The organism is Arthrobacter sp. MDT2-34-1, from assembly GCF_059091365.1.
The window spans coordinates 2,200,698-2,220,448 of record NZ_JBNHGO010000001.1; the positions used below are offsets into that span (position 1 = coordinate 2,200,698).

Annotated in this window: 18 protein-coding genes and 1 tRNA gene; 8 read left to right on the forward strand and 11 right to left on the reverse strand. The window is 66.4% G+C overall.

Annotation, left to right across the window (positions count from 1 at the left end; all coding sequences use genetic code 11):
• Positions 1 to 29 precede the first annotated feature (29 nt).
• On the reverse strand, positions 30 to 1,043 hold the full coding sequence (locus tag AC5RVV_RS10310) for a hypothetical protein (RefSeq protein WP_494001208.1): 1,014 nt from the start codon (positions 1,041 to 1,043) through the stop codon (positions 30 to 32).
• Positions 1,044 to 1,162: 119 nt separating this feature from the next.
• Here AC5RVV_RS10310 and AC5RVV_RS10315 point away from each other — a divergent pair, with 119 nt between their 5' ends.
• The 3 genes from AC5RVV_RS10315 (at position 1,163) to AC5RVV_RS10325 (ending at position 4,541) form a co-directional block, all read left to right on the forward strand.
• Positions 1,163 to 1,705 (forward strand): peptidylprolyl isomerase, encoded by a 543-nt coding sequence (locus AC5RVV_RS10315; RefSeq protein WP_494001209.1) that lies wholly within the window; start codon positions 1,163 to 1,165, stop codon positions 1,703 to 1,705.
• A 60-nt stretch (positions 1,706 to 1,765) separates the two neighbouring features.
• Entirely contained in the window at positions 1,766 to 2,623 is an 858-nt protein-coding gene (locus tag AC5RVV_RS10320) for a rhomboid family intramembrane serine protease (protein WP_494001210.1), read from the forward strand.
• A gap of 742 nt (positions 2,624 to 3,365) precedes the next feature.
• Positions 3,366 to 4,541, forward strand: a complete 1,176-nt coding sequence (locus AC5RVV_RS10325) for an NAD(P)-dependent malic enzyme (protein WP_494001211.1) — start codon at positions 3,366 to 3,368, stop codon at positions 4,539 to 4,541.
• A gap of 84 nt (positions 4,542 to 4,625) precedes the next feature.
• Here the strand turns inward: AC5RVV_RS10325 and AC5RVV_RS10330 are convergent, their stop codons facing one another.
• Positions 4,626 to 5,618 (reverse strand): magnesium and cobalt transport protein CorA, encoded by a 993-nt coding sequence (locus AC5RVV_RS10330; protein ID WP_494001212.1) that lies wholly within the window; start codon positions 5,616 to 5,618, stop codon positions 4,626 to 4,628.
• A gap of 6 nt (positions 5,619 to 5,624) precedes the next feature.
• Positions 5,625 to 5,876, reverse strand: a complete 252-nt coding sequence (locus AC5RVV_RS10335; RefSeq protein ID WP_494001213.1) for a cell division protein CrgA — start codon at positions 5,874 to 5,876, stop codon at positions 5,625 to 5,627.
• Positions 5,877 to 6,144: 268 nt separating this feature from the next.
• On the opposite strand from AC5RVV_RS10335, the gene AC5RVV_RS10340 reads away from it, so the two are divergent.
• Positions 6,145 to 6,789 carry an anthranilate synthase component II gene (locus AC5RVV_RS10340; protein WP_494001214.1) on the forward strand — a complete coding sequence of 215 codons (645 nt, stop codon included), beginning with the start codon at positions 6,145 to 6,147 and terminating at the stop codon, positions 6,787 to 6,789.
• Between the two features lie 128 nt (positions 6,790 to 6,917).
• Here the strand turns inward: AC5RVV_RS10340 and pknB are convergent, their stop codons facing one another.
• Genes pknB through AC5RVV_RS10375 form a run of 7 tightly spaced genes read right to left on the reverse strand, consistent with a single transcriptional unit; the run spans position 6,918 to position 16,262 of the window.
• Positions 6,918 to 8,840 carry a Stk1 family PASTA domain-containing Ser/Thr kinase gene (gene pknB, locus AC5RVV_RS10345; RefSeq protein ID WP_494001215.1) on the reverse strand — a complete coding sequence of 641 codons (1,923 nt, stop codon included), beginning with the start codon at positions 8,838 to 8,840 and terminating at the stop codon, positions 6,918 to 6,920.
• A 37-nt stretch (positions 8,841 to 8,877) separates the two neighbouring features.
• Positions 8,878 to 10,653, reverse strand: a complete 1,776-nt coding sequence (locus AC5RVV_RS10350; protein WP_494001216.1) for a protein kinase domain-containing protein — start codon at positions 10,651 to 10,653, stop codon at positions 8,878 to 8,880.
• The gene (locus tag AC5RVV_RS10355) at positions 10,650 to 12,098 is read right to left on the reverse strand and encodes a peptidoglycan D,D-transpeptidase FtsI family protein (protein WP_494001217.1); all 1,449 of its coding nucleotides are present in this window, start codon (positions 12,096 to 12,098) and stop codon (positions 10,650 to 10,652) included. The genes AC5RVV_RS10350 and AC5RVV_RS10355 overlap by 4 nt, the downstream gene beginning before the upstream one ends.
• Complete coding sequence (locus AC5RVV_RS10360; protein WP_494001218.1) at positions 12,095 to 13,513, reverse strand: FtsW/RodA/SpoVE family cell cycle protein; 1,419 nt, start codon at positions 13,511 to 13,513, stop codon at positions 12,095 to 12,097. The genes AC5RVV_RS10355 and AC5RVV_RS10360 overlap by 4 nt, the downstream gene beginning before the upstream one ends.
• A gap of 3 nt (positions 13,514 to 13,516) precedes the next feature.
• The gene (locus tag AC5RVV_RS10365; RefSeq protein ID WP_494001219.1) at positions 13,517 to 15,046 is read right to left on the reverse strand and encodes a PP2C family protein-serine/threonine phosphatase; all 1,530 of its coding nucleotides are present in this window, start codon (positions 15,044 to 15,046) and stop codon (positions 13,517 to 13,519) included.
• Between the two features lie 2 nt (positions 15,047 to 15,048).
• Positions 15,049 to 15,525, reverse strand: a complete 477-nt coding sequence (locus AC5RVV_RS10370; RefSeq protein ID WP_493978260.1) for an FHA domain-containing protein FhaB/FipA — start codon at positions 15,523 to 15,525, stop codon at positions 15,049 to 15,051.
• Positions 15,525 to 16,262 (reverse strand): FHA domain-containing protein, encoded by a 738-nt coding sequence (locus tag AC5RVV_RS10375; RefSeq protein WP_494001220.1) that lies wholly within the window; start codon positions 16,260 to 16,262, stop codon positions 15,525 to 15,527. Before AC5RVV_RS10375 ends, AC5RVV_RS10370 begins: the two co-directional genes overlap by 1 nt.
• 363 nt (positions 16,263 to 16,625) lie before the next feature.
• Between AC5RVV_RS10375 and AC5RVV_RS10380 the strand changes: the two genes are divergently transcribed.
• A tRNA-Leu gene (locus AC5RVV_RS10380) sits at positions 16,626 to 16,708 on the forward strand.
• A 153-nt stretch (positions 16,709 to 16,861) separates the two neighbouring features.
• Here AC5RVV_RS10380 and AC5RVV_RS10385 read toward each other — a convergent pair.
• Positions 16,862 to 17,212, reverse strand: a complete 351-nt coding sequence (locus tag AC5RVV_RS10385) for a DUF5997 family protein (RefSeq protein WP_494001331.1) — start codon at positions 17,210 to 17,212, stop codon at positions 16,862 to 16,864.
• 60 nt (positions 17,213 to 17,272) lie between these two features.
• On the opposite strand from AC5RVV_RS10385, the gene AC5RVV_RS10390 reads away from it, so the two are divergent.
• Genes AC5RVV_RS10390 through AC5RVV_RS10400 form a run of 3 tightly spaced genes read left to right on the forward strand, consistent with a single transcriptional unit; the run spans position 17,273 to position 19,749 of the window.
• The gene (locus AC5RVV_RS10390) at positions 17,273 to 18,082 is read left to right on the forward strand and encodes a LysR family substrate-binding domain-containing protein (RefSeq protein ID WP_494001221.1); all 810 of its coding nucleotides are present in this window, start codon (positions 17,273 to 17,275) and stop codon (positions 18,080 to 18,082) included.
• Between the two features lie 50 nt (positions 18,083 to 18,132).
• Positions 18,133 to 18,912, forward strand: coding sequence for an inositol monophosphatase family protein (locus AC5RVV_RS10395; RefSeq protein WP_494001222.1), 780 nt, complete (start codon positions 18,133 to 18,135; stop codon positions 18,910 to 18,912).
• 39 nt (positions 18,913 to 18,951) lie between these two features.
• Complete coding sequence (locus AC5RVV_RS10400; RefSeq protein WP_494001223.1) at positions 18,952 to 19,749, forward strand: enoyl-CoA hydratase/isomerase family protein; 798 nt, start codon at positions 18,952 to 18,954, stop codon at positions 19,747 to 19,749.
• Positions 19,750 to 19,751 lie beyond the last annotated feature (2 nt).

Consider the following 19,751-nt stretch of genomic DNA (forward strand, 5'->3'; position numbering starts at 1 on the left):
CTCCCATTACGGCGTGTGCTGAAGGAAAACTACTTCTTGGTGTCCTTCTCGGCGGCAGCGTCGGCAGCTTCGGCAGCCTTCTGGCCGGCCGCCCGCGCGGAGCGGGTGGGGCCGTTGCCGGTCGTCTTGGCCGTGGCTGCTGCGGCGTCGGAACCCTTATCGGAGACAGAGGTACCCGCTGCGGCATCCGAGGTGGCCGGGGCTGCAGCATGTTTGGCTGTTGCGGTCTCGGCAGCCGCGGCGGTACCTGTCGAGGTGGAAGTTGTGGAAGTCGAGGCGGAGCTCGAGCTCGACGGACTGGTGGTGGTGGAAACCTGACCCGGTGACGGAGTCGCACTCGTCGGCTGGACCGGCGTCTTCCACGGATCTTCGACCGGCCGGGCAGCCCGCCATGCGGCCACTCCCGCCGTCGCCGCGGCCGCGAGGATGCCCACGATCAGCCAACCCTTGCCGCCCCCGGACTTCTGCTGGTTTTTCAGCTCCTTGGCAGCCTTCCTGGCATGCCCGGCGGCTGCCTTTTGGGCTTTCTTGAGGGCGCGCTTGGATCCGCCCGCCTTGACGACGGCGGCCTGCACCGAAACGGGCAGCGCGGTCTTGTCCAGTGTCTTCGCGACCTGGTCTGCGGTAGCGGCGAGCCGTGCTGAGACGGTCGGGATGTACTCGTCGACTACTTTGTCCCGGGCATGTGTGATGGCGGGGGCCGCCCGGTCCAGGGTCTCCTGGATGCGCGGAGCAGCCTCATCCACAACGTGGGAAATCTTCGGGGCCAGGCTGTCCAATCCCTCCTGGATCCTCGGCGTCACAGTTACTACGGAGTGGGAAAGATCCTTGGCGGCCTTCTGCAGCCCCCCCTGGATGCGCGGTGAAGCGGTCTCAATGCTCTTTTCGATCCGCGGGACGGCCCAATTCCGCGCGGCTGCCATCTTGGGAGAGGCCCAGTCCTTGGCTGTTCCCACGAGGACAAAAACATTGCCTTCTGCGTCGTGAGCTATTCGTTTGGTCTTCTTCACTACTACCTCCCGGAAATGGTGACGGTCGTTCATCAGCCTACTTCCTGCACTTGCAGACGGCTATGCCGGCGATGAAACGCGCGGGATTTTCACTCATCGCGGAACCGGCCGCCGGCGGGAACCCAGGGGAATCGCCGTGGAAGAATGGTGCCATGACTGCTATTGCTACAGCTAAGGCCACTATCCACACCAACCACGGCGACATCGTGGTGAACCTGTTCGGCAACCACGCCCCGAAAACCGTGAAGAATTTCATCGGGCTGGCCACCGGCGAGATCACCTGGAAGCACCCGCAGACCGGCGAAGAGACGAACGCACCGCTCTACGACGGCGTCATCTTCCACCGCATCATTAAGGACTTCATGCTCCAGGGCGGCGATCCGCTGGGCCAGGGCATCGGCGGCCCGGGCTACCAGTTCGACGACGAAATCAACCCCGACCTGAACTTTAACGAGCCCTACAAGCTGGCCATGGCCAACGCCGGCATCCAGGGGGGCCGCGGCACCAACGGCTCGCAGTTCTTCATCACCACCGTTCCCACCACCTGGCTGCAGGGCAAGCACACGATCTTCGGCGACGTCACGGACGAAGCTTCGCGCGCCGTCGTCGATTCCCTCAACGCGGTGGCTACCGACCAGCGGGACAAGCCGCTGGAAGACGTGGTCATCAAGAACATCACGGTCGAGCAGCTCTAAGTTGCCTAATGTCCCCGCCCGGAACCCGGGCGGGGACCTTTTCCCAGCAGGAGCGCCTCCATGTCCTACGGAATGCCGGCCGAACCGCCGCAGACCGATGTCCCCGTCTGCCCGCGGCATCCGGACCGCGTCTCCTACGTGCGCTGCCAGCGTTGCGGACGCCCGGCCTGTCCGGAATGCCAGCGCACGGCGTCGGTTGGCGTCCAGTGCGTCGACTGCGTCAACGAAGCGGCGCGCAGCATGCCGACTGTCCGTACCGTCTATGGCGGGGTGGCCGCGGTCGGCCGTCCCGTGGTCACGCTGACACTGATCGGCATCTGCGCCGTTGCCTATCTGCTGCAGTGGGTCGTTCCCGGCTTCACCGAAAGGTTCCTGTACGCGCCGGTCTACACCCTTCCAAATCCGTTCTACGCGCCGGAACCGTGGCGGATGATCACCTCGGCTTTCCTGCATTCGCCGAATTTCCTCCTGCACATTGCCTTCAACCTCTACGCCTTGTGGATCCTGGGCCGGCACCTGGAGCCCCTGTTGGGGCGGCTGAGGTTCCTTGCGCTGTACCTGCTTTCCGGCTTCGGCGGCTCGGTCGGCGTACTCCTGCTCTCCGCTCCCAACATTCCCGTGGTCGGCGCCTCAGGGGCCATTTTCGGCCTCTTCGGCGCACTGTTCATCGTGCAGCGGCAACGCGGCGGCGAGGTCAGATCGCTGTTGGTGCTGATCGGCATCAACGCGGTGCTCGGATTCGTGGTCTCCGGCATTGCCTGGCAGGCGCACTTGGGCGGACTGCTGGTTGGTGCCTTGTCCGCTGTGGTGCTGGCCTACGCGCCGAAGGGAAAGAATCGAAGCGTCGTCCAGTTCACCGGGCTGGCTGCCATACTCCTGGTGCTGGTGGCGGTCACTGCCCTGAAGGCGATGACGTAACCCCGGCCGGCTTCCGCCAAGGCGGGCAGGAAAAGTGTCCTGGAGGACGCGGTTCCTGCCCGCCTTTCCTGTGTGGTCCCGTTGGCCGGACCGGCAATCTCCGGGCAACCCCGCCCGGGGGCTGGCTGTAGGCGCACGCTGTGCCCGAGCCCCTCTCACTCCCTCCGGCGCGCGTGCCGTGCAACTGCGCGTTTTCCCCAACCTGCTTTCCCCATCCTGTGGGCTGGCTGTGGAAAGTTCCGCGGCCCTCCCTGAGGTGAAAGGATGTTATCCACAGGAGTTATGCACAGTGAGGATAAGTTACACACATGTAATTCCACAGCTGTGGATAACGCGATGGCGGGGGACAGAAGGGGTGGACGGAAGTAATCCCCAAAGTTATGCACGCCTGTGGATAACTTCGGTCTACAACTGTGAAAACGTGGACAACTAAGCCTGCAGCCCCTGCAATTAGCCGAGCACTGCAGCGGAAAAGGCGAAACATTCCTCCGGCCGAAGACATATGCAGACCCTGCAAACCGGCCTTCAGGTAGCCTTGAAATCCGGTCCCCTCGCTCGACCAGCCACGGGGCCCACGCGGCCGTCCCGGACCCAGGCGATAGTCGGATCGAATGCGCCGCGCCCCATGCCTTGTGAACGGCCAGCCGCGGCCTCTCGGAGGATCTGCTTCCTGCCGGCCTGTCGCAGGCCGGGCCGTCCAAGCTCCCTCCCGTGAAGGGAAGGAACAACAGAAGGAATCTACGTGACTACCGAAACCGGCAACTCCACACGAATCGACCTCACCCGCGAGGAGATCTTCAGCGCCCATGAGGGCGGCAAGCTGCAGATTGGCCTCACCGCACCGCTGGAAACCAAGCGCGATCTCTCCATCGCCTACACGCCGGGTGTGGCCCAAGTCAGCCGCGCCATCAACGCCGACCCGGAAATGGCCGGGAAGTACACGTGGGCCGCCCGATTGGTGGCAGTGGTCTCCGACGGCACCGCGGTGCTGGGGTTGGGCAACATCGGGGCGGCTGCCTCACTGCCGGTGATGGAGGGGAAGGCTGCCCTCTTCAAGCAGTTTGCCGGACTGGACTCCATCCCGCTGGTACTCGAGACCACCGACGTCGACGAGATCATTGAGACCCTGGTGCGGCTGCGGTCGAGCTTCGGCGCCGTCAACCTTGAAGACATTTCGGCGCCACGCTGCTTCGAGCTCGAAGCCCGCCTCATCGAGGCCCTGGACATGCCGGTCATGCACGACGACCAGCACGGCACCGCCGTCGTAGCCCTTGCGGCGCTGACCAATGCCGCCCAGGTGGTCAACCGCGAGCTGGCGTCGCTCAAGGTGGTTATTTCCGGTGCGGGCGCGGCGGGCATCGCCGTCGCCGAAATCCTCCTGGCAGCCGGCGTTGCCGACGTGATCCTGCTGGATTCGCGCGGCATCATCCACAGCGACCGCGGCGATTTGACCGAGGTCAAGGCCGCCTATGCTGCCCGCACCAACCCGCGCGGAGTCACCGGCGGCAGCGCGCAGGCACTCGACGGGGCAGACGTGCTGATCGGGGTTTCCTCCGGCACGATCCCGGAAGAGACCCTGGAGAAGATGTCCGACGACGCCATCATCTTCGCGCTGTCCAACCCGGATCCGGAAGTACACCCGGAGACCGCCGCGAAGTTCGCGAAGGTTGTGGCCACCGGCCGCAGCGATTTCCCCAACCAGATCAACAACGTCCTGGCTTTCCCGGGCATCTTCCGCGGCGCACTGGACGCGGGCGCCCGCCGCATCACCCCGGCCATGAAGGTTGCCGCGGCCGAGGCAATCGCGGGAATCGTTGGGGAAGACCTCGCGGCCGATTACATCATCCCCAGCCCGCTGGACCCCCGGGTGGCCCCGGCCGTTACCGCTGCCGTGATGGCCGCCGCAGACGTCGGCTGAGCCTACCCTGGCAGCCGCCCTGCCGGGGCCCGTTCCCGTATCCCGGGAGCGGGCTTCCGGCGCACCTGCCCGGTCAGGCGGGCTTTAGAGCCATCGGTTGCGCCTGAAGAACCAGTAAAGCCCGAGGGCCGTCAGGAACATCAGAACCAGCGACATCGGGTAGCCGAACGCCCAGTCCAGTTCCGGCATCACCGTGAAGTTCATCCCGTAGACGGCGGCCACCAAAGTCGGGGCGAAGAGTATGGCCGCCCAGGACGAGATGCGCTTGACCTGTTCGTTCTGGGCAACACTGGTTTCGGTGAGTTTCTGGGCCTGCAGAGTGGAGCTGAGGCTCAGGGCGTTCTGCAGGACGGCACGGAAGGCGTCGACACGCTCGTTCAGCCGGATCACATGGTCCTCGACGTCACGCAGGCCGCGGGCCACCTCAAGGTCCAGGTCAGGGTTTTTGGTGCCTCGTTCGAGGACGGCGATCATCCCCTCCAGCGGGTGCAGGGCACGCTGGAACTCGATGACTTCGCGCAGCAGCTCGTAGATCCGTCGGGAAACGTCGGGATCGCCGCCGAAGAGCTGGTCTTCGATCTCATCGATGTCGTTCTCCAGGCCGAGCACCACGGGTTCGTACTCGTCGACGACCTGGTCCAGGACCGCGTAGAGCGCCGCCTGCGGTCCCGTCGCCAGCAGGTCGGGCACGGACTCCATACGCTGCCGCACGTGGGCCAGATCCGGCGACTCCGCGTGCCTGACGGTGATCAGGAAGTCCCGGCCCATGAAGACATGCAGTTCGCCGAACTCCACCTTCTCCGTTTCGTCGATGTAGCGCGCGGGCCGGAGGACGGTGAACAGCGTGCGGCCGTACTGTTCCAGCTTGGCCCGCTGATGGCCGCGCAAGGCGTCCTCCACGGCCAGGTGGTGAAGATCGAACTCCGCTGCCACGGCGGCCAGCTCCGGCTCGCTCGGCCGGTAGAGGCCTATCCACGCCATGCCCGAGTACCGGTGCAGCTCGCTGAACGTCTGCTCCAGGGTTTCGGGCGTGGCGGCACGGACGCCGTCGACGTAGATGCCGTTATCAACCAGCATGACTGCCTACGAGCGCCACCTGGTCGTCATCAGGAAGCCCGCGATGGCGATGCCGAACCCGATCATGATGTTCCAGGACCCTGCTGCCGGCAGCGGCCACGCTCCCTGCGTGATGTAGAAAACGATGATCCACAGCAGGCCGATGATCATGAGGCCGAACATGACCGGTTTGAACCACACGGGGTTGGGCTTATTGCCCTTGGCGGTCAATTCCTCGGGACGCCGTTCGGTCCTCTTGCGGCGCTTCGACTCGGGCACAGATCCTCCGGGGCATCAAGGGGTGGTTGGCACTGGCTGGCCGGGGCCGCGATCTTCACGCGAGTCCGCCGCCGCCGACCGTCTAGCTGTTTAGTCTAGCCAATGTATGTGACGTTCGCCGCCGCGCATTTGCCGGGATCACCGCGCGGGACCGATCATAGTGTGAGTGCTGCTGTTGCCGCCTTGGCTCCCGTTCCCCCGACGGAGTGCCGACCGGCTCCCGCAGTCCCCCGTCCCGGAACAACTCCACGATTGGCACGACCGTCACATGAGCAAGACTCCGCGCATCCTCGTCATCGACAACTATGACAGCTTCGTCTACACCCTGGTCGGCTACCTTCAGGAACTCGGCGCGGAAACGACTGTGGTGCGCAACGATGACGTCACCCTCGAGGAAGCTGTTGAACTGGCCGGAGTCCGCGACGGGGTCTTGGTCTCCCCCGGCCCGGGAACGCCGTCCGAGGCGGGCATCTGCATCGAGCTGATCCGTTGGTGCGGCCGGGAAGCAAAGCCGATGTTCGGCGTGTGCCTGGGCCACCAGGCGCTGGCCGAGGCCTACGGCGCCACCGTCACCCATGCCCCCGAATTGATGCACGGGAAGACCTCGCACGTGACTCACGGCGACCAGAACGCCTTCCTGGGCGTGCCGAACCCGTTCACGGCCACCCGCTACCACTCGCTGGCGGCCGTGCGCAGTACCATCCCGGCCGAACTCGAAATCACCGCAGAGACCGACAGCGGAGTCGTGATGGGGCTGGCCCATCGGAGCGCGCCGCTGTGGGGCGTGCAGTTCCATCCCGAATCGGTGCTGACCGAAGGCGGCTACCTGATGCTCGGTAACTGGCTGGAGTCGCTCGGTGCGGAGGGAACGGCCGAACGCGCCGCCACGCTCAGCCCGCTCATTACCCACTGAACCGCTCCAGGGGCGGGACCACCCGGGGGGCCACCGAGGCGGGACCGCTCCGGAACGCGGAACCAACCCGAACACGGGACCGGCCCGAACGCGGATGCCGGTCGCGGGACCGGCTGCCACGGATGCTGTCAGTCGTCGCTGTTCCCGTTGCCCCGGCCGTTCCCGTTGCCGCGGCCGTTCCCGTTGCCGGAGTTGTTGCCTCTGTCGGAGCCCTCATCCGGGTCGGGCGCAGGCGTTTCGGAGGGCTCGGGCGGCGGCGGTGCAACCGCAACGGTCAGGACTATCTCAGTCCCCTGTTCGACGTCCGTTCCCGCTTTAACGCTCTGGCCGACGACGGTGCCGGGTGCGACCACCTCGTTGTCGACCTCTTGTACCCGGTAGGGCAGGGCAACGGCCGCGTCTTCCAGCATCGTGCCGGCTTCTTCAACAGTTTTGTTCATCAGGGCCGGAACGCGCACCATGCCGTTCGAGATGACCAGGTCCACCGTGGAACCGGTCTTGACCTTCTCGCCGGGGGCGGGCTTGGTGGTCACCACATTCCCGCGCGGCATGGAGGCACTGTTCGCCGGGACGTTTTCCCCCGGTTCCAGGCCCAGATTCCGGAGCTTGTCCCGGACCTCCGCCTCGGTGCGGCCGGCCAGGTCCTTGGGAATGGTAGCAAATTCGCTACCCTCGGAGATGTAGACCACGACCTGGCTGCCCGGTTCCAGCTGTTCTCCGACGTCCGGATCGGTTCGGGTTGCCATGCCCGCCTCGACGTCGTCGCTGAACTCCTGTTCAACCCGTGGCTTGAGATCCGCTGCCCAGATGGCGTTGGTGGCGGCGTTCTGGTCCATCCCCGCCACAGCCGGAACGGCAACCGTATCCGGGACGGCGTTATGCACCAGCATGTTGTAGACGTAGTAGCCTCCGCCCACCAGGACCAGCAGCAAGGCAATGATCAGCGTAACGATCCATGCCCGGCGCTTGGCCCGGCGCTCGGGTTCGATGTCGTCTTCACTGCCCACGGCCAAGGCGGTGGGAAACTGCCCGCGGTCGTAGGAGGCCGTTTCCGGCCCGGCGTCGTCATCAGGCGAGTAGGCGGTGTGGGACAGGTCAGGAGTTTCCCCGGCCACGGCGTGGGCCGGCTGGGTGATTAGTTCGGTGGCGGGAGCCAGTGCGGGAAACGCTTCCGTCGCCGGCCCGGCCGCCTGGTGCGGCGTCCCGCCCAGCGCCGCACGCAGTGCGTCCGCGAAGGCAGCGGCCGTCTGGAACCGGTCCGCCTTGTCTTTTTGCAGCGCATGTTCCAGCACGGAATCCAAGGCAGGCGTAACGTCAGGATTGAAGCGGCTCGCCGGTTCGGGGAGTTCGCGGACGTGCTGGTAGGCCACGGACACCGGGCTGTCACCGATGAAGGGCGGACGACCGGCAAGCATTTCGTAGAGCAGGCAGGCGGCCGAGTACAAGTCGCTGCGCGCGTCCACGGCTTCACCCCGGGCCTGCTCCGGGGAAAGGTACTGTGCGGTCCCCAGAACCGCCTGGGTCTGCGTCATCGTCGCGGCCGAATCGGCCAGCGCACGCGCGATGCCGAAGTCCATCACCTTCACGTTGCCCTCGGGCGTGACCATGACGTTGGCCGGCTTGATGTCGCGGTGCACAATGCCCGAGCGGTGGCTGTATTCGAGCGCGGCCAGGACGCCGAGGGCATAGCGGACCGAGTCCTCGATGCCCAGCTCGCGGCCCTTGATGAATTCACGCAGCGTCCGGCCCCGGACGTACTCCATCACGATGAACGGGACCTTGACGTCGTGCTCCGCCGCGCCGGGAAGATCCATGTCCCCCGTGTCGTACACGGCAACGATTGCCGGGTGGTTCAGCCCGGCCACGGCCTGGGCTTCGCGCCGAAACCGGGACTGGAGCATCGGGTCGCGGGCCAGGTCGGTCCGCAGCTGCTTGACCGCCACCGAGCGGCCCAGGCGGATGTCACGGCCCAGCAGCACATCGGCCATCCCGCCGCGTCCGATGAGTTCCCCCACCTCGTAGCGGCCAGCCAGGATGTGCGGCGAGTCCACTGGTTGTCGTCCTTCCATCAGGCCGACCAGGATTCGGTCACGGCTTACCGCCGCGCGTGTCGGGAGCGGAGGTCGGCAGGCCCTTGGCATCCGGCGAGCCCGTCTCTGTCGGGGCCGGAGTTTCTTCTTCTTCTTCCGGCCCACTGGAGACAACGTAGCTGACGGTCGACCCGACCGGAACGTCACCGCCGTCGGGAGACAGGCTGAGCACGGTGCCAGGCTCTTCATCGCTCGGCTGCTCGCCCGACTTCTGCGGTACCAGGTTCAGTCCGATCAGGGCCTCGCGAACCCGCTGCTCGGACTGCCCGGCCAGACCGTTGGGAATGGTGACGGTTCCGGGGCCGGTGGAGTAGGTGACGGTGATTGCTTCGCCAACGACGACGGCGCCGGTCGGCGCGATGTCGATGACGGTATTCTCGGCTTCGCCGCTCTCCACCGGGTTGGGAACCACCTGGTAGCCCATGTTTTCGAGCTCGGCCCGGACCTCGCTGAAGGGTCGGCCCAGGAACGCATTCGCCGCCAGCTGGTTCGTCTCCGGGGTTGCCGTTTCGCGCGGTTCCTCGGTCTCTTCTTCCGTTGGCGTTGCGGAGGTGGTCTTCGGCGCCGCCCGTGTCGTCGAGCTCGATGCCGACGACGACGACTCCGCAACGCCGGTGGGGGTCAGCATGGGCAGCAGGATCGCGCCGGCCACGGCGAACAGAATCAACAGGATCAAACCGACCAGCGGCCAGGTCCAGGGACTGCGTTTCTTCTGCTGGCGGCGCGGTGTTTCTTCAGGCTCATCGCTGTCCAGATCCTGATCGGTCCAGTCCCGTTCGGCGCCGAGGCCCGCTGCTGCTGCTGCACCGCCGACGGCGGGCAGCTGGGAGGTCCCGGCGCTGACGGCGCGCGTCGGAGCGGTTCCGGGGGCGGGCACCGGAGCAGTCATCAAACCGGTGCTGTCGTCCCCACCGAACAGCAACATTCCCGGGACAGCTGCCTCGGCGGCACGGATATTGCCGGCACGGATGGCGTCGGCCGCCTCGGCGAGCTTTTCCGCGTTGGCCGGCCGGTCGGCCGGGTCCTTGGCCAGCATGGACATCAGCAGAGCGCGGACCGGCCGGGGCAGGGATTCGGGCAGTGGCGGGGGAGTGTCGTTGACCTGGGCCAGGGCAATGGCTATCTGCGATTCACCGGAGAAGGGCCGGGAACCGGAGAGGCACTCGTAGCCGATGACGCCGAGCGAATAGATGTCGCTTTGTCCGGTAGCAGTCTGTCCCGTCGCCTGCTCCGGCGCCAGATACTGGGCGGTGCCCATGACCTGCCCGGTCGCGGTCAGCGGAACCTGATCGGCCAGCCGCGCAATGCCGAAGTCGGTGATCTTGACCCGGCCCTCTGGCGTGATCAGCAGGTTTCCGGGCTTGACGTCGCGATGCACCAGGCCCTGGGCATGGGCGACGGCCAGCGCCTTGGCCGTCTGGGTGATGATGGACAGCGTCCGGTCGGGCGAGAGCACGCGCTCGCGCTCGATGATCGCCGAGAGCGGATGCCCGGGCACGAGTTCCATCACGAGGTAGGCGGATCCGGCCTCTTCGCCGTAATCAAAGACATTGGCAATACCGGTGTGGTTCAGCAGCGCGGTGTGCCGGGCCTCTGCGCGGAAGCGGTTGAGGAAGCCCGGGTCGCCCGTGTACTCCTCTTTGAGGACCTTGATGGCGACGATGCGGCCCAGGACCTGGTCCTGCGCCTTCCAGACCTCACCCATGCCGCCGATGGCGATACGTTCAGTGAGCTGGTACCTGCCGCCTAAGGTGATACCCGAGGTAGGTCTCACTTATTTAACACCGCCTCTAGGAGTTGCCGAGCACTTGGACTTGAGAGTGAAGAACCGGTCGTTACATCGACGTCCTCGAAGACGACGGATACGACGGCCTGGGGGTCATCCGCCGGTGCGAATCCGGTGAACCACGAGTTGTTTCCTGCTTCGCCGGCCAGCAGTTCTGCCGTACCGGTCTTGCCGGCCACCTCGACGCCCGGAATGGCGGCTCCGCCGCCGATGCCCCTGCTGACCACATTGACCATCCAGTCCTGAATCAGCCGGGCGTTGTCTGCGGAAAGGGAACGTTGCAGTTCCTGGGGTTTGGGGCTGTCCATGACGCGCAGGTCGGGCGCGCGCACGGTGCGCACGAGGTTCGGCTTCATCAAGACGCCGTCGTTGGCGATCGCACCGGTCATCATGGCCACCTGCAGGGGGGTCACGCGGACGTCGTACTGGCCGATGGCCGACTGGGCGAGCAGGTCATCGCTCATGCCGGTCGGGAACTGGCTCGCGGTGACGTGGGTGGGGATCTGGTAGGACTCGCCGAATCCGAACTTGGCGGCCTGTTCCGCAATGGCGTCTTCCCCCAGGTCCATGGCGATCTGCGCGAAGGGCGTGTTGCAGGATTGCTCCAGGGCAAAGGAGAAGCCGACGGTGGTCCGCGCCGCACAGCCGCCGTTAACGTAGTTCGGCAACTCGACGTTGGTGCCGGGAAGCGGCAGCGTCGGGGGATTGTCGAGCTTGCTGTCGGCGTCGTACTGGCCGGATTCCAGGGCGGCAGCCGTCACCGCGAGCTTGAACACGGAGCCCGGAGCCAACAGGCTCTCGGTGGCGGGGTTGGTGAACGGAGACAGGCCCGGCACCTTCTCCAATTCGGCCATGTTCTGCGTGACCTCTTCGGTGTTGTGCCCCGCCAGGTCATTCGGATCGAAGCTGGGCTTGGAGACCATCGCGAGGATGTTGCCGGTGTCCGGTTCCATCACCACGATCGAGCCCTTCACGCCGTCGGGAATCAGGTCCCAGGCCAACTGCTGCAGCTCGGCGTCCAGGGTCAGCTCCACCGAGGCGCCCTCGACCTGGCCGCCGGAGAACATCTGCACGATCTGTTCGTAGAAGAACTCGTCGCCGGAACCGGAGAGCTGATCGTTCATCGCAGACTCCATCTGGGTGGAGCCGTATACCAACGAGTAGAAACCGGTTATCGGCGCGTAGAGAGCGGGCTCGTTGTAGACGCGCTGGTAGGCGAACTCGTCGTCCGAGGGAACCGACTCGGCGATCGGCTCGCCGCCCACCAGGATGGCGCCCCGGTTCTTGTCGAAGTCTTTGTAGATGGTCCGGCTGTTCCACGGGTTGGCGTTGAGGTTTTCGGCCTCGAAGAATTGCACGACCGTGAGCGATCCAAACAGCAGCGCGAACATCGCGATGGCGACGATCCAGGTATTGCGGATGGCCTGGTTCATGGTTGGATCACCTCCGTGGATCCGGTGTTCCGTGCTTGGGTCTGGTTGCGTCGCGCCGGCCGGTCACCCGGCGGCCGCCGGCCGGCGGCCGGGCCAGTCAGGGCCGGACGGCGCGCGGCGTCGGAAATCAGCAGCAGCAGGGCGACGATCAGCCAGTTGGCCAGGAGGGAAGACCCTCCGGCGGCCAGGAAGGGTGTGGTCAGGCCGGTCAGCGGAATCAGGCGGGTGACGCCCCCGATCACCACGAAGCACTGCAGCGCCAGGGTGAAGGAGAGTCCCGTGGCCAGGAGCTTGCCGAAGGCGTCCCGGCTGCCCAGCGCCGCCCGGATGCCGCGGCTGACCAAGAGGATGTAGAGCATCACGATGGCGCTGAGTCCGATGAGCCCCAGCTCCTCGCCGAGTGCGGCGATGATCATGTCGCTGTTCGCGTAGGTCACCAGGTCCGGCCGGCCCTGCCCGAGCCCGGTGCCGGTCAGAGCGCCGCTGGCCAGGCCGAACAGCCCTTGGACGATCTGGTGGCTGCCGCCGATCCGGTTGTAAACCTCGGGGTCGAACGCGTTGATCCAGCCGTCGATACGTGCGGTGACGTGCGGGAACAGCTGGAAAGCCACGACGCCGCCCACGGCGATCATGAGCAGGCCGATCAGAACCCAGCTGACGCGGCTGGTGGCCACATAGATCATGGCCATGAACAGGCCAAAGAACAGTATCGAGGAACCCAAATCGCGCTGGAAGACCAGGACCCCGATGCTGACCAGCCAGGCCACCACCATGGGGCCCATGTCCTGCCAGCGGGGCAGCTGCAGCGGGCCGATCTTCTTGCCCGCGAGCAGGATGAGGTCGCGGTTCGTCGATAAATACCCGGCAAAGAATATAGCCAGGGTGATCTTCGCGATTTCGCCCGGCTGGAAGGTGGCGAACCCCAGGCTCACCCAAATCCGGGCGCCGTTGATTTCCATCCCGATGAACGGCAGCAGCGGAAGGATGAGCAGGATGGCGCTGGTGATCAACGATATGTAGGTAAAGCGGCGCAGGACGCGGTGGTCGGGCAGCAGCCAGATGACGGCGACCACGGCGGCGATGGCCACGCCGGTCCATAGGAGCTGGCGCCCCGCGGCGGAGTCGTTGTTGGCGATGTCCAGCCGGTGGATCATCGCCAGCCCCACCCCGTTCAGGGCGGTGACGATCGGAAGTATTACCGGGTCGGCATATTTGGCGCGAAGGCGCAGGACCACGTGTACGACGAGGACCAGCACCACCAAGGTGCCGCCCTGGGTGAAGAAGTCGCTGTCGAAGGCCCGGTCCTGGTCGAGCCCGACCAGCATGTTGGCTCCGATGCCGACGATCAAGGCCAGCAGGAGCAGGAGCAGTTCGGTGTTGCGCCGGGAACGCGGCACTGTCTGGATGTTACTCATGGCTTATCCACCTACACATTCCGGCGGCACGGTGGGCTGGGGGCTGGCAGCAGGCCCCGGCGTCGCCCCCGGCGAGGCGCTGGGCCGATCCGTCGGAACGATACTGGGGCTGGGTTCGGGTTCCGGACAGTTCAGCTGGCTGCTGATCCGCAACTGTTCCACGATCTCCTCGGCATGCCCGAGATCGCGGGCGGAAATGCTGGAATCCAGCCGCTGCTGTTGGTACGCGGGCAGGCTTTCCAGCGGGATGTTGTAGACCGTGTCCACGTGGGAAAGCGCGATCGGCCCGAAGTTCTGGGAGACGCCGTTGAAGATGGCCACCCGTCCGTCCGCCGAACCCACGAAATACTGGGTCTGCGTCCAGAGGTAGCCGAACCACATGACCGCCACCAACAGCAACGACATGACGGTCAGGAACGCCGGGATCAGCCAGGGCTTGCGGGCCGGGGCCGAGGTCTCGTTCTCGGGTGTCTCCGGTTCGTCCGGGGCCTTGTGGGTCAGCAATGCCGCCGCCCGGCGCTTGTTGGAGTGGGCCGTGACGATGGGAATCTGTCCGGTCTCGGTGGCCAATGCCGCGGCGCCCACCAGCACATGCGGGCGGGTCTCCAGCTCGCGGCGGATGGCATCGGCGCGGATCGCCTCGTGCGGCTGAAGCTGTTCGTCGTCGGCGCCCGCGGCCACCTGTGCCCCGAGGGAGGCTCCGTCGGCGGGCATCGCCGCGACAGGGGAGGCGGCGCCGTCGTGCTTCAAGGCCGATGCCTTCGGTCGTTCCGGGGCGAGGCCGAGGGAGGCGGTGTCAGCCGCCTCCGGCGCCGTTTCGGCGACTTCGATCATCACGATGGTCACGTTGTCCGGGGAACCGCCGTCAAGCGTCAGTTCCACCAGCTGATCGACGGCGTCCTGCAGGGTGGGCGCGTTGCGCACCACGGATTCCACCACACTGTCCGGCACGACGGCGTTGAGTCCATCTGAGCAGAGCAGCCATTTCTCCCCCGGCTCGGCCTGATGGCTGGCCAGGTCGAGTTCGGGACTGGCATCGACGTCGCCCAAGACGCGCATCAGCACGTTGCGGTGCGGGTGGATTTCGGCTTCCGCGGGAAGGAGCCGCCCTTCGTCGATGAGCCGCTGGACGAAAGTGTGGTCCACGCTGATCTGCTCGAAGATGCCGTTTTTCAGCCGATAGGCACGGGAATCGCCGATGTGGGCGAATTCGAGCTTGTCGTCATGCAGCAGCAAGGCGGTGACGGTGGTGCCCATGCCGGCCAGCTTGGGACTGGTCTGCACCAGCTCCGAAAGGATGGAATTGGCGGTCTGGATCTCGTCGGCCAATACGTTGGCCGGGTCCTGATGGCCCGAGCGGTCCAGATGGACCAGGTCCAGCACCGTGGACGCCGAGGCCACGTCACCGCCGGCATGGCCGCCCATGCCGTCGGCCACCACGGCAAGATAACGCCCGGCGTAGGCGGAATCGTCGTTTTTAGACCGTGCCTTACCCACGTCAGACCGCGCCGCATAGCGCAGAACCAGAGCCACCGTCAGGGCCTCAACTCAATGACCGTCTTGCCGATCCGGATGGGAACGCCGGGATCAACGGGCAGCGCCCGCGTCAGCTGGTTCTCGGCCAGGTAGGTGCCGTTGGTGGAGCCGAGGTCCTCGATGAACCAGCGGCTGCCCTGCGGAAAGAGGCGGGCGTGCCGGCCGGAGGCGTAATCGTCCTCCAGCACCAGCGTTGCTTCCTGGGCCCGGCCCAACAGGATGGGGCTCGCGGCCAGTTCCAGCGAGTGGCCGGCCAGCGGCCCTTCCGTGACCACCAGGCGGCGCGGAGCCACCCGGGGTGCCGGAGCGTCCGCCAGGTCGGGATTCTTCCGGACTTCGCGCGCAGTGGGGGATCCGGTGCGGCTGCGCTTGCCGATCTGCAGGTCCCGCCGCAGTGCGGAGACGATGCTGATGATCATGATCCAGAGCAGGATCAGGAAACCGAACCGCAGCGCGGTGACGACAAGCTCGCCCATTAGGCCCCGCCGCCCCGTGTCGGCAGCAGGCGGAAGGTAATGCGGGTGCGGCCCATCGTGATGACGGAGCCGTCGGTGAGGTCAATCCGGCCGTCGATCTTCTGGCCATTGACATAGCTGCCGTTGGTGGAACCGAGATCCACGGCCACGGCCGACCCGCCGTCGGTGCGGATCTCCAGATGGCGCCGCGAGACCCCGGTGTCGTCCACCATGATGTCGGCCTCGGAGGAGCGTCCGAGCACGATGGACGGCGCGTTGAGCGAGTAGCGCTGCCCGTTGATTTCCAGCACGGGCGTCAGCAGGGTGGGCTGGCGCGACGGCGCCGCGGGGGCACTGCGCTGCAGGGGCTGCGGCTGGTGGCCGTCGGACTTCACGACGGTGGCCTCGACTTCGAAGTCGCCGCCCTTGAGTGCGTCGTCCTTGGTGAAGGAAACGCGCACCGGGCCCTGCAGGGTGTACTTCTGGCTGTTGACGTGGCGGATGACCACGTCGCACAGTTCTTCGGCCAGGGTGGCGCCCCATTGTTCAGCCATCGCGTAGTCGGAATCGCCCAGCCTGACGTCGAAGACGTTGGGAGCCAACGTGCGGCCCTGGGCCAAGGTGATGGAACCGTTGTCCAGTTCGCGGCGCAGGCGGCTTGCGATCTCCACCGGCTGCACCTGGCCCTTGCCGCCGACAGAGAAGGCGCCGCGGACCATCTTCTCGATGCCGCGCTCCATACTGTCCAGAATGCCCATCGGGCCGCCTCCTCCCAGAGTTGTGGTCAGGTCTGCCCCCGCTGCGACAGCGGACAGGGCACACCTGTCTGGCGATTCTTCCCTTCGATACTACTTGGGCGTGTCCCAAAAGGCCCCATTCGGCAACGATCGCCGCGGGCGCGGCGGCGCCGGGGCGTGGTGAAGCTCACCATCGCGGAATCACGACGGCGGGGCGTGCGGCCCGCGGCGCAGGCCCTCCGATCCCCGTCGTTGCGCGGTATCCAAGGGGGCCGGCGCCCCGATTGGGAATTTGGGACTGTTTCACGCTACTATTGATCTCGCTGTTCTTGAGGAAAGCGAACCGGGAAACAGGTTGGCACGCCGAGAGGGCAGGAACAATGCGCGCGAGTGGCGGAACGGCAGACGCGCTGGCTTCAGGTGCCAGTGTCCGAAAGGGCGTGGGGGTTCAAATCCCCCCTCGCGCACGCAGAGCAAGAGCCCCGGTCTTCGGACCGGGGCTCTTGGCGTTAACGGGCACCCGGCCCCCGCTGACCGCTTGGTCAGCGGGGGAGGGGCCCGCCTCGCTCACCGCTTGATCAGCGAGGAGGGGGGCCCGCGGCGCGCTCGGCGGCTGCTGATCAGCCCTGCTTGCCGGCGGCCTTCACGCGCTGCTCCTCGGCACGCACGGCGGCGAACGAGGCACGTTCCGCCACCAGCCATTCCGGCGGATCCTGCAGTAAAGCGGTGATTTCGGCCGTCGTCAGCGGCTCCGTGATGCCGCCGCGTGCCAGGCCGGAGATGGAGACGTTGAGTTTACGGGCCACCTCCGGCCGCGGATGCGGACCGTTGCGGCGCAGCTCCGCCAGCCATTCCGGCGGATCGGATTGCAGCTGGTTGAATTCCTCCCGCGAGATCAGGCTGTCCTGGAACTCCTGCGGGGCCGCGGGCAAGTAGATGCCCAGTTTCTTGGCGGCCGTGGCCGGTTTCATGGATTGTGCCGATTTCGCGCTCATAAGCCCAGCCTAGCCGCCCTGCGCTACGGTGATGAAGTGCAGGATGCAGACCAGGAGCCGACGACCACGGCCCAATTGGCCGGACTGAAGGTCGGCTATGTCCCGGGCGTGACACCGGGGAAGTGGACCCGCCGGTGGGCGGAGCGGCTGCCCGACGTCCCGCTGACCGCTTTCCAGTGCGGCGAGGAGGAGCAGACGGCCATCCTGCGCGACGGCCGTGCCGACCTGAGCTTCGTCCGGCTGCCCGTGGACCGCGAGGGGCTGAGCGTGATCCCGCTGTATGCGGAACTGCCCGTGGTGGTCGCGCCGAAGGAACACGATGTTGCCCTCTACGACGAGGAAGTCCCGTATCGGGAGATCGCGCACGAGAACTTCCTGGACCCCGGGGAAATGGGCGGCGCCAAGACCGGCATCGAGGTAGTGGCGTCCGGGGCGGGACTGATGATCCTGCCGATGTCCGTGGCCCGGCTCTACAACCGCAAGGACGTGGTGTACCGCACGGTCACCGATCACCCCGAGACGCAGATCGGCCTCGCGTGGCTCACCGACCGGACCGAGGCCGCAATCGAGGAGTTCATCGGAATTGTCCGCGGCCGCACGGCGCGCAGTTCGCGCCAGCCCTCGGTGCAGGAACAACAGGGCAAGGGCAAGACCCGCAAGAACACGGGGAAGAACGACGGCGGAGGCTCCGGCGCGGGGAAGGGCACCGCTGCGGGAAAGGGCTCCGCACCGGGCCGGACGCCGGCATCGGGCAAGGGCGCGAACAAGCCGTCCGGCCAGGGCAAGGGCAGGCCGGGTGGCGGCCGCACCCCGAAGGGCCGCGGGCCGCGGCGGGGCCGCCGGTAGCAACTGCCCCTGCATGCCGCGTTCGCCCCGCCGTTGGCTAGGCTTCAGATATGACCGTGAGCAGCCCTGACCATCTGGACGACACCGAACTCGCGGCCTGGCTGGTGCGCGCCGCCGGAACGCTGGCCAACGGCATGCGGTCGGGGGTGACCACGGTCGAGGAGAAGACCAGCATCTCCGACGTCGTCACCGCCGCCGACCACGCCGCGGAGAAACTGGTAGTAGATACGCTGCGCGAACTGCGGCCGGAGGACGCGATCCTGGGCGAGGAAGGCTCCAGCCACGAGGGAACCTCGGGCCGTACCTGGGTCATCGACCCGGTGGACGGCACCTACAACTTCTTCACCGGCGGGCACTACTGGTGCTCCGCGCTGGCGCTGACGGATGGAGCGGGAAGCCGGCTGGGGGCGGTTTACCACCCCGCCGAGGACGTCCTGTGGATCGGCGGACGCGACCTGCCCACTACCCGGAACGGCTTGCGCGTGGGCGAAATCGCCAGCGCTCCCTTGGCGGCCAGTTGCGCGGCGGCGTACCTGCACCACACGTATTTGCGCGACAACGCAGCGGGCGAGCCGTACCTGCGCACCCTGCTCGGTTCGGCCACCTACCGTAGCTGGGGGTCGGCGTCGTGTGAGCTGGCGGCAACCTCCGCCGGGATCTTCGGCGTCTGGTACCAACAGGGGCTGCCGGACTGGGACTGGCTTCCGGGCAAGACCCTGGTCGAAGCGGCCGGAGGTTCCACCGCCGTCGTGGAGGTCGACGGCTACCGCTGGTCGGTAGCCGGGGGACACCGTCAGGTGGCCGACGTGGTCGCCCTGCTGGGGGGATGACCACGTCCGATCTGGGGCCCGGCGTGGCATAGTGGGGCTGTGGAAAAGACTTACGAAACGATTCAGCTTGAATGCCTCGGCGAATTGGCCACCGTCGTCATCAACCGTCCCGAGTCGCTCAACTCCCTGAACACCCAGGTCGTGGCAGACCTGGCACAGTTCGTCACGGACATCCGTTCGCCGGAAGGCCGGGAAGTTCGGAGCATCCTGATCACGGGTGCCGGCGGGAAGGCCTTCGCGGCCGGCGCCGACATCCGGGAACTGGCCTCCATGGGACCGGCCGAAGCGGAAGCACACAGTGCCGCCATGCAGGACCTGACCCGATTGCTGGAGACCCTGGACCTTCCGGTGATCGCCTGCGTCAACGGTTTTGCCCTGGGCGGAGGCTTGGAATTGGCGTTGGCCTGCGACTTCATCTACGCGACGGCCAACGCGAAGTTCGGCCTGCCGGAAGTCGGACTGGGCCTCATTCCGGGCTTCGGCGGGACGGTCCGGCTGCCGCAGCGGGTCGGCCCCGGAATGGCCAGGGAACTGATTTTCACGGGCCGCAGCATCGGCGCCGAGGAAGCCCTGCGGATCGGGCTGGCCAACGCCGTCTTCGCCAGCAAGGACGACATGCTCGACGCCGCCGCCGCCACCTGCCGGGAGATCTCCGCAAAGTCCCCCGCCGCCGTCGCAAACGCGAAACGAACGCTCGATGCGGCGCTGGGCCGTCCCACCGCCGACGGGCTGCAGGTGGAGCGCCGGGCCTTCGGGCAGGCCTTCACCACTGAAGACTCGCGCATCGGCCGGGATGCCTTCCTGGCCAAGGAGGCGCCCGCCTTCACCGGGCACTGAAG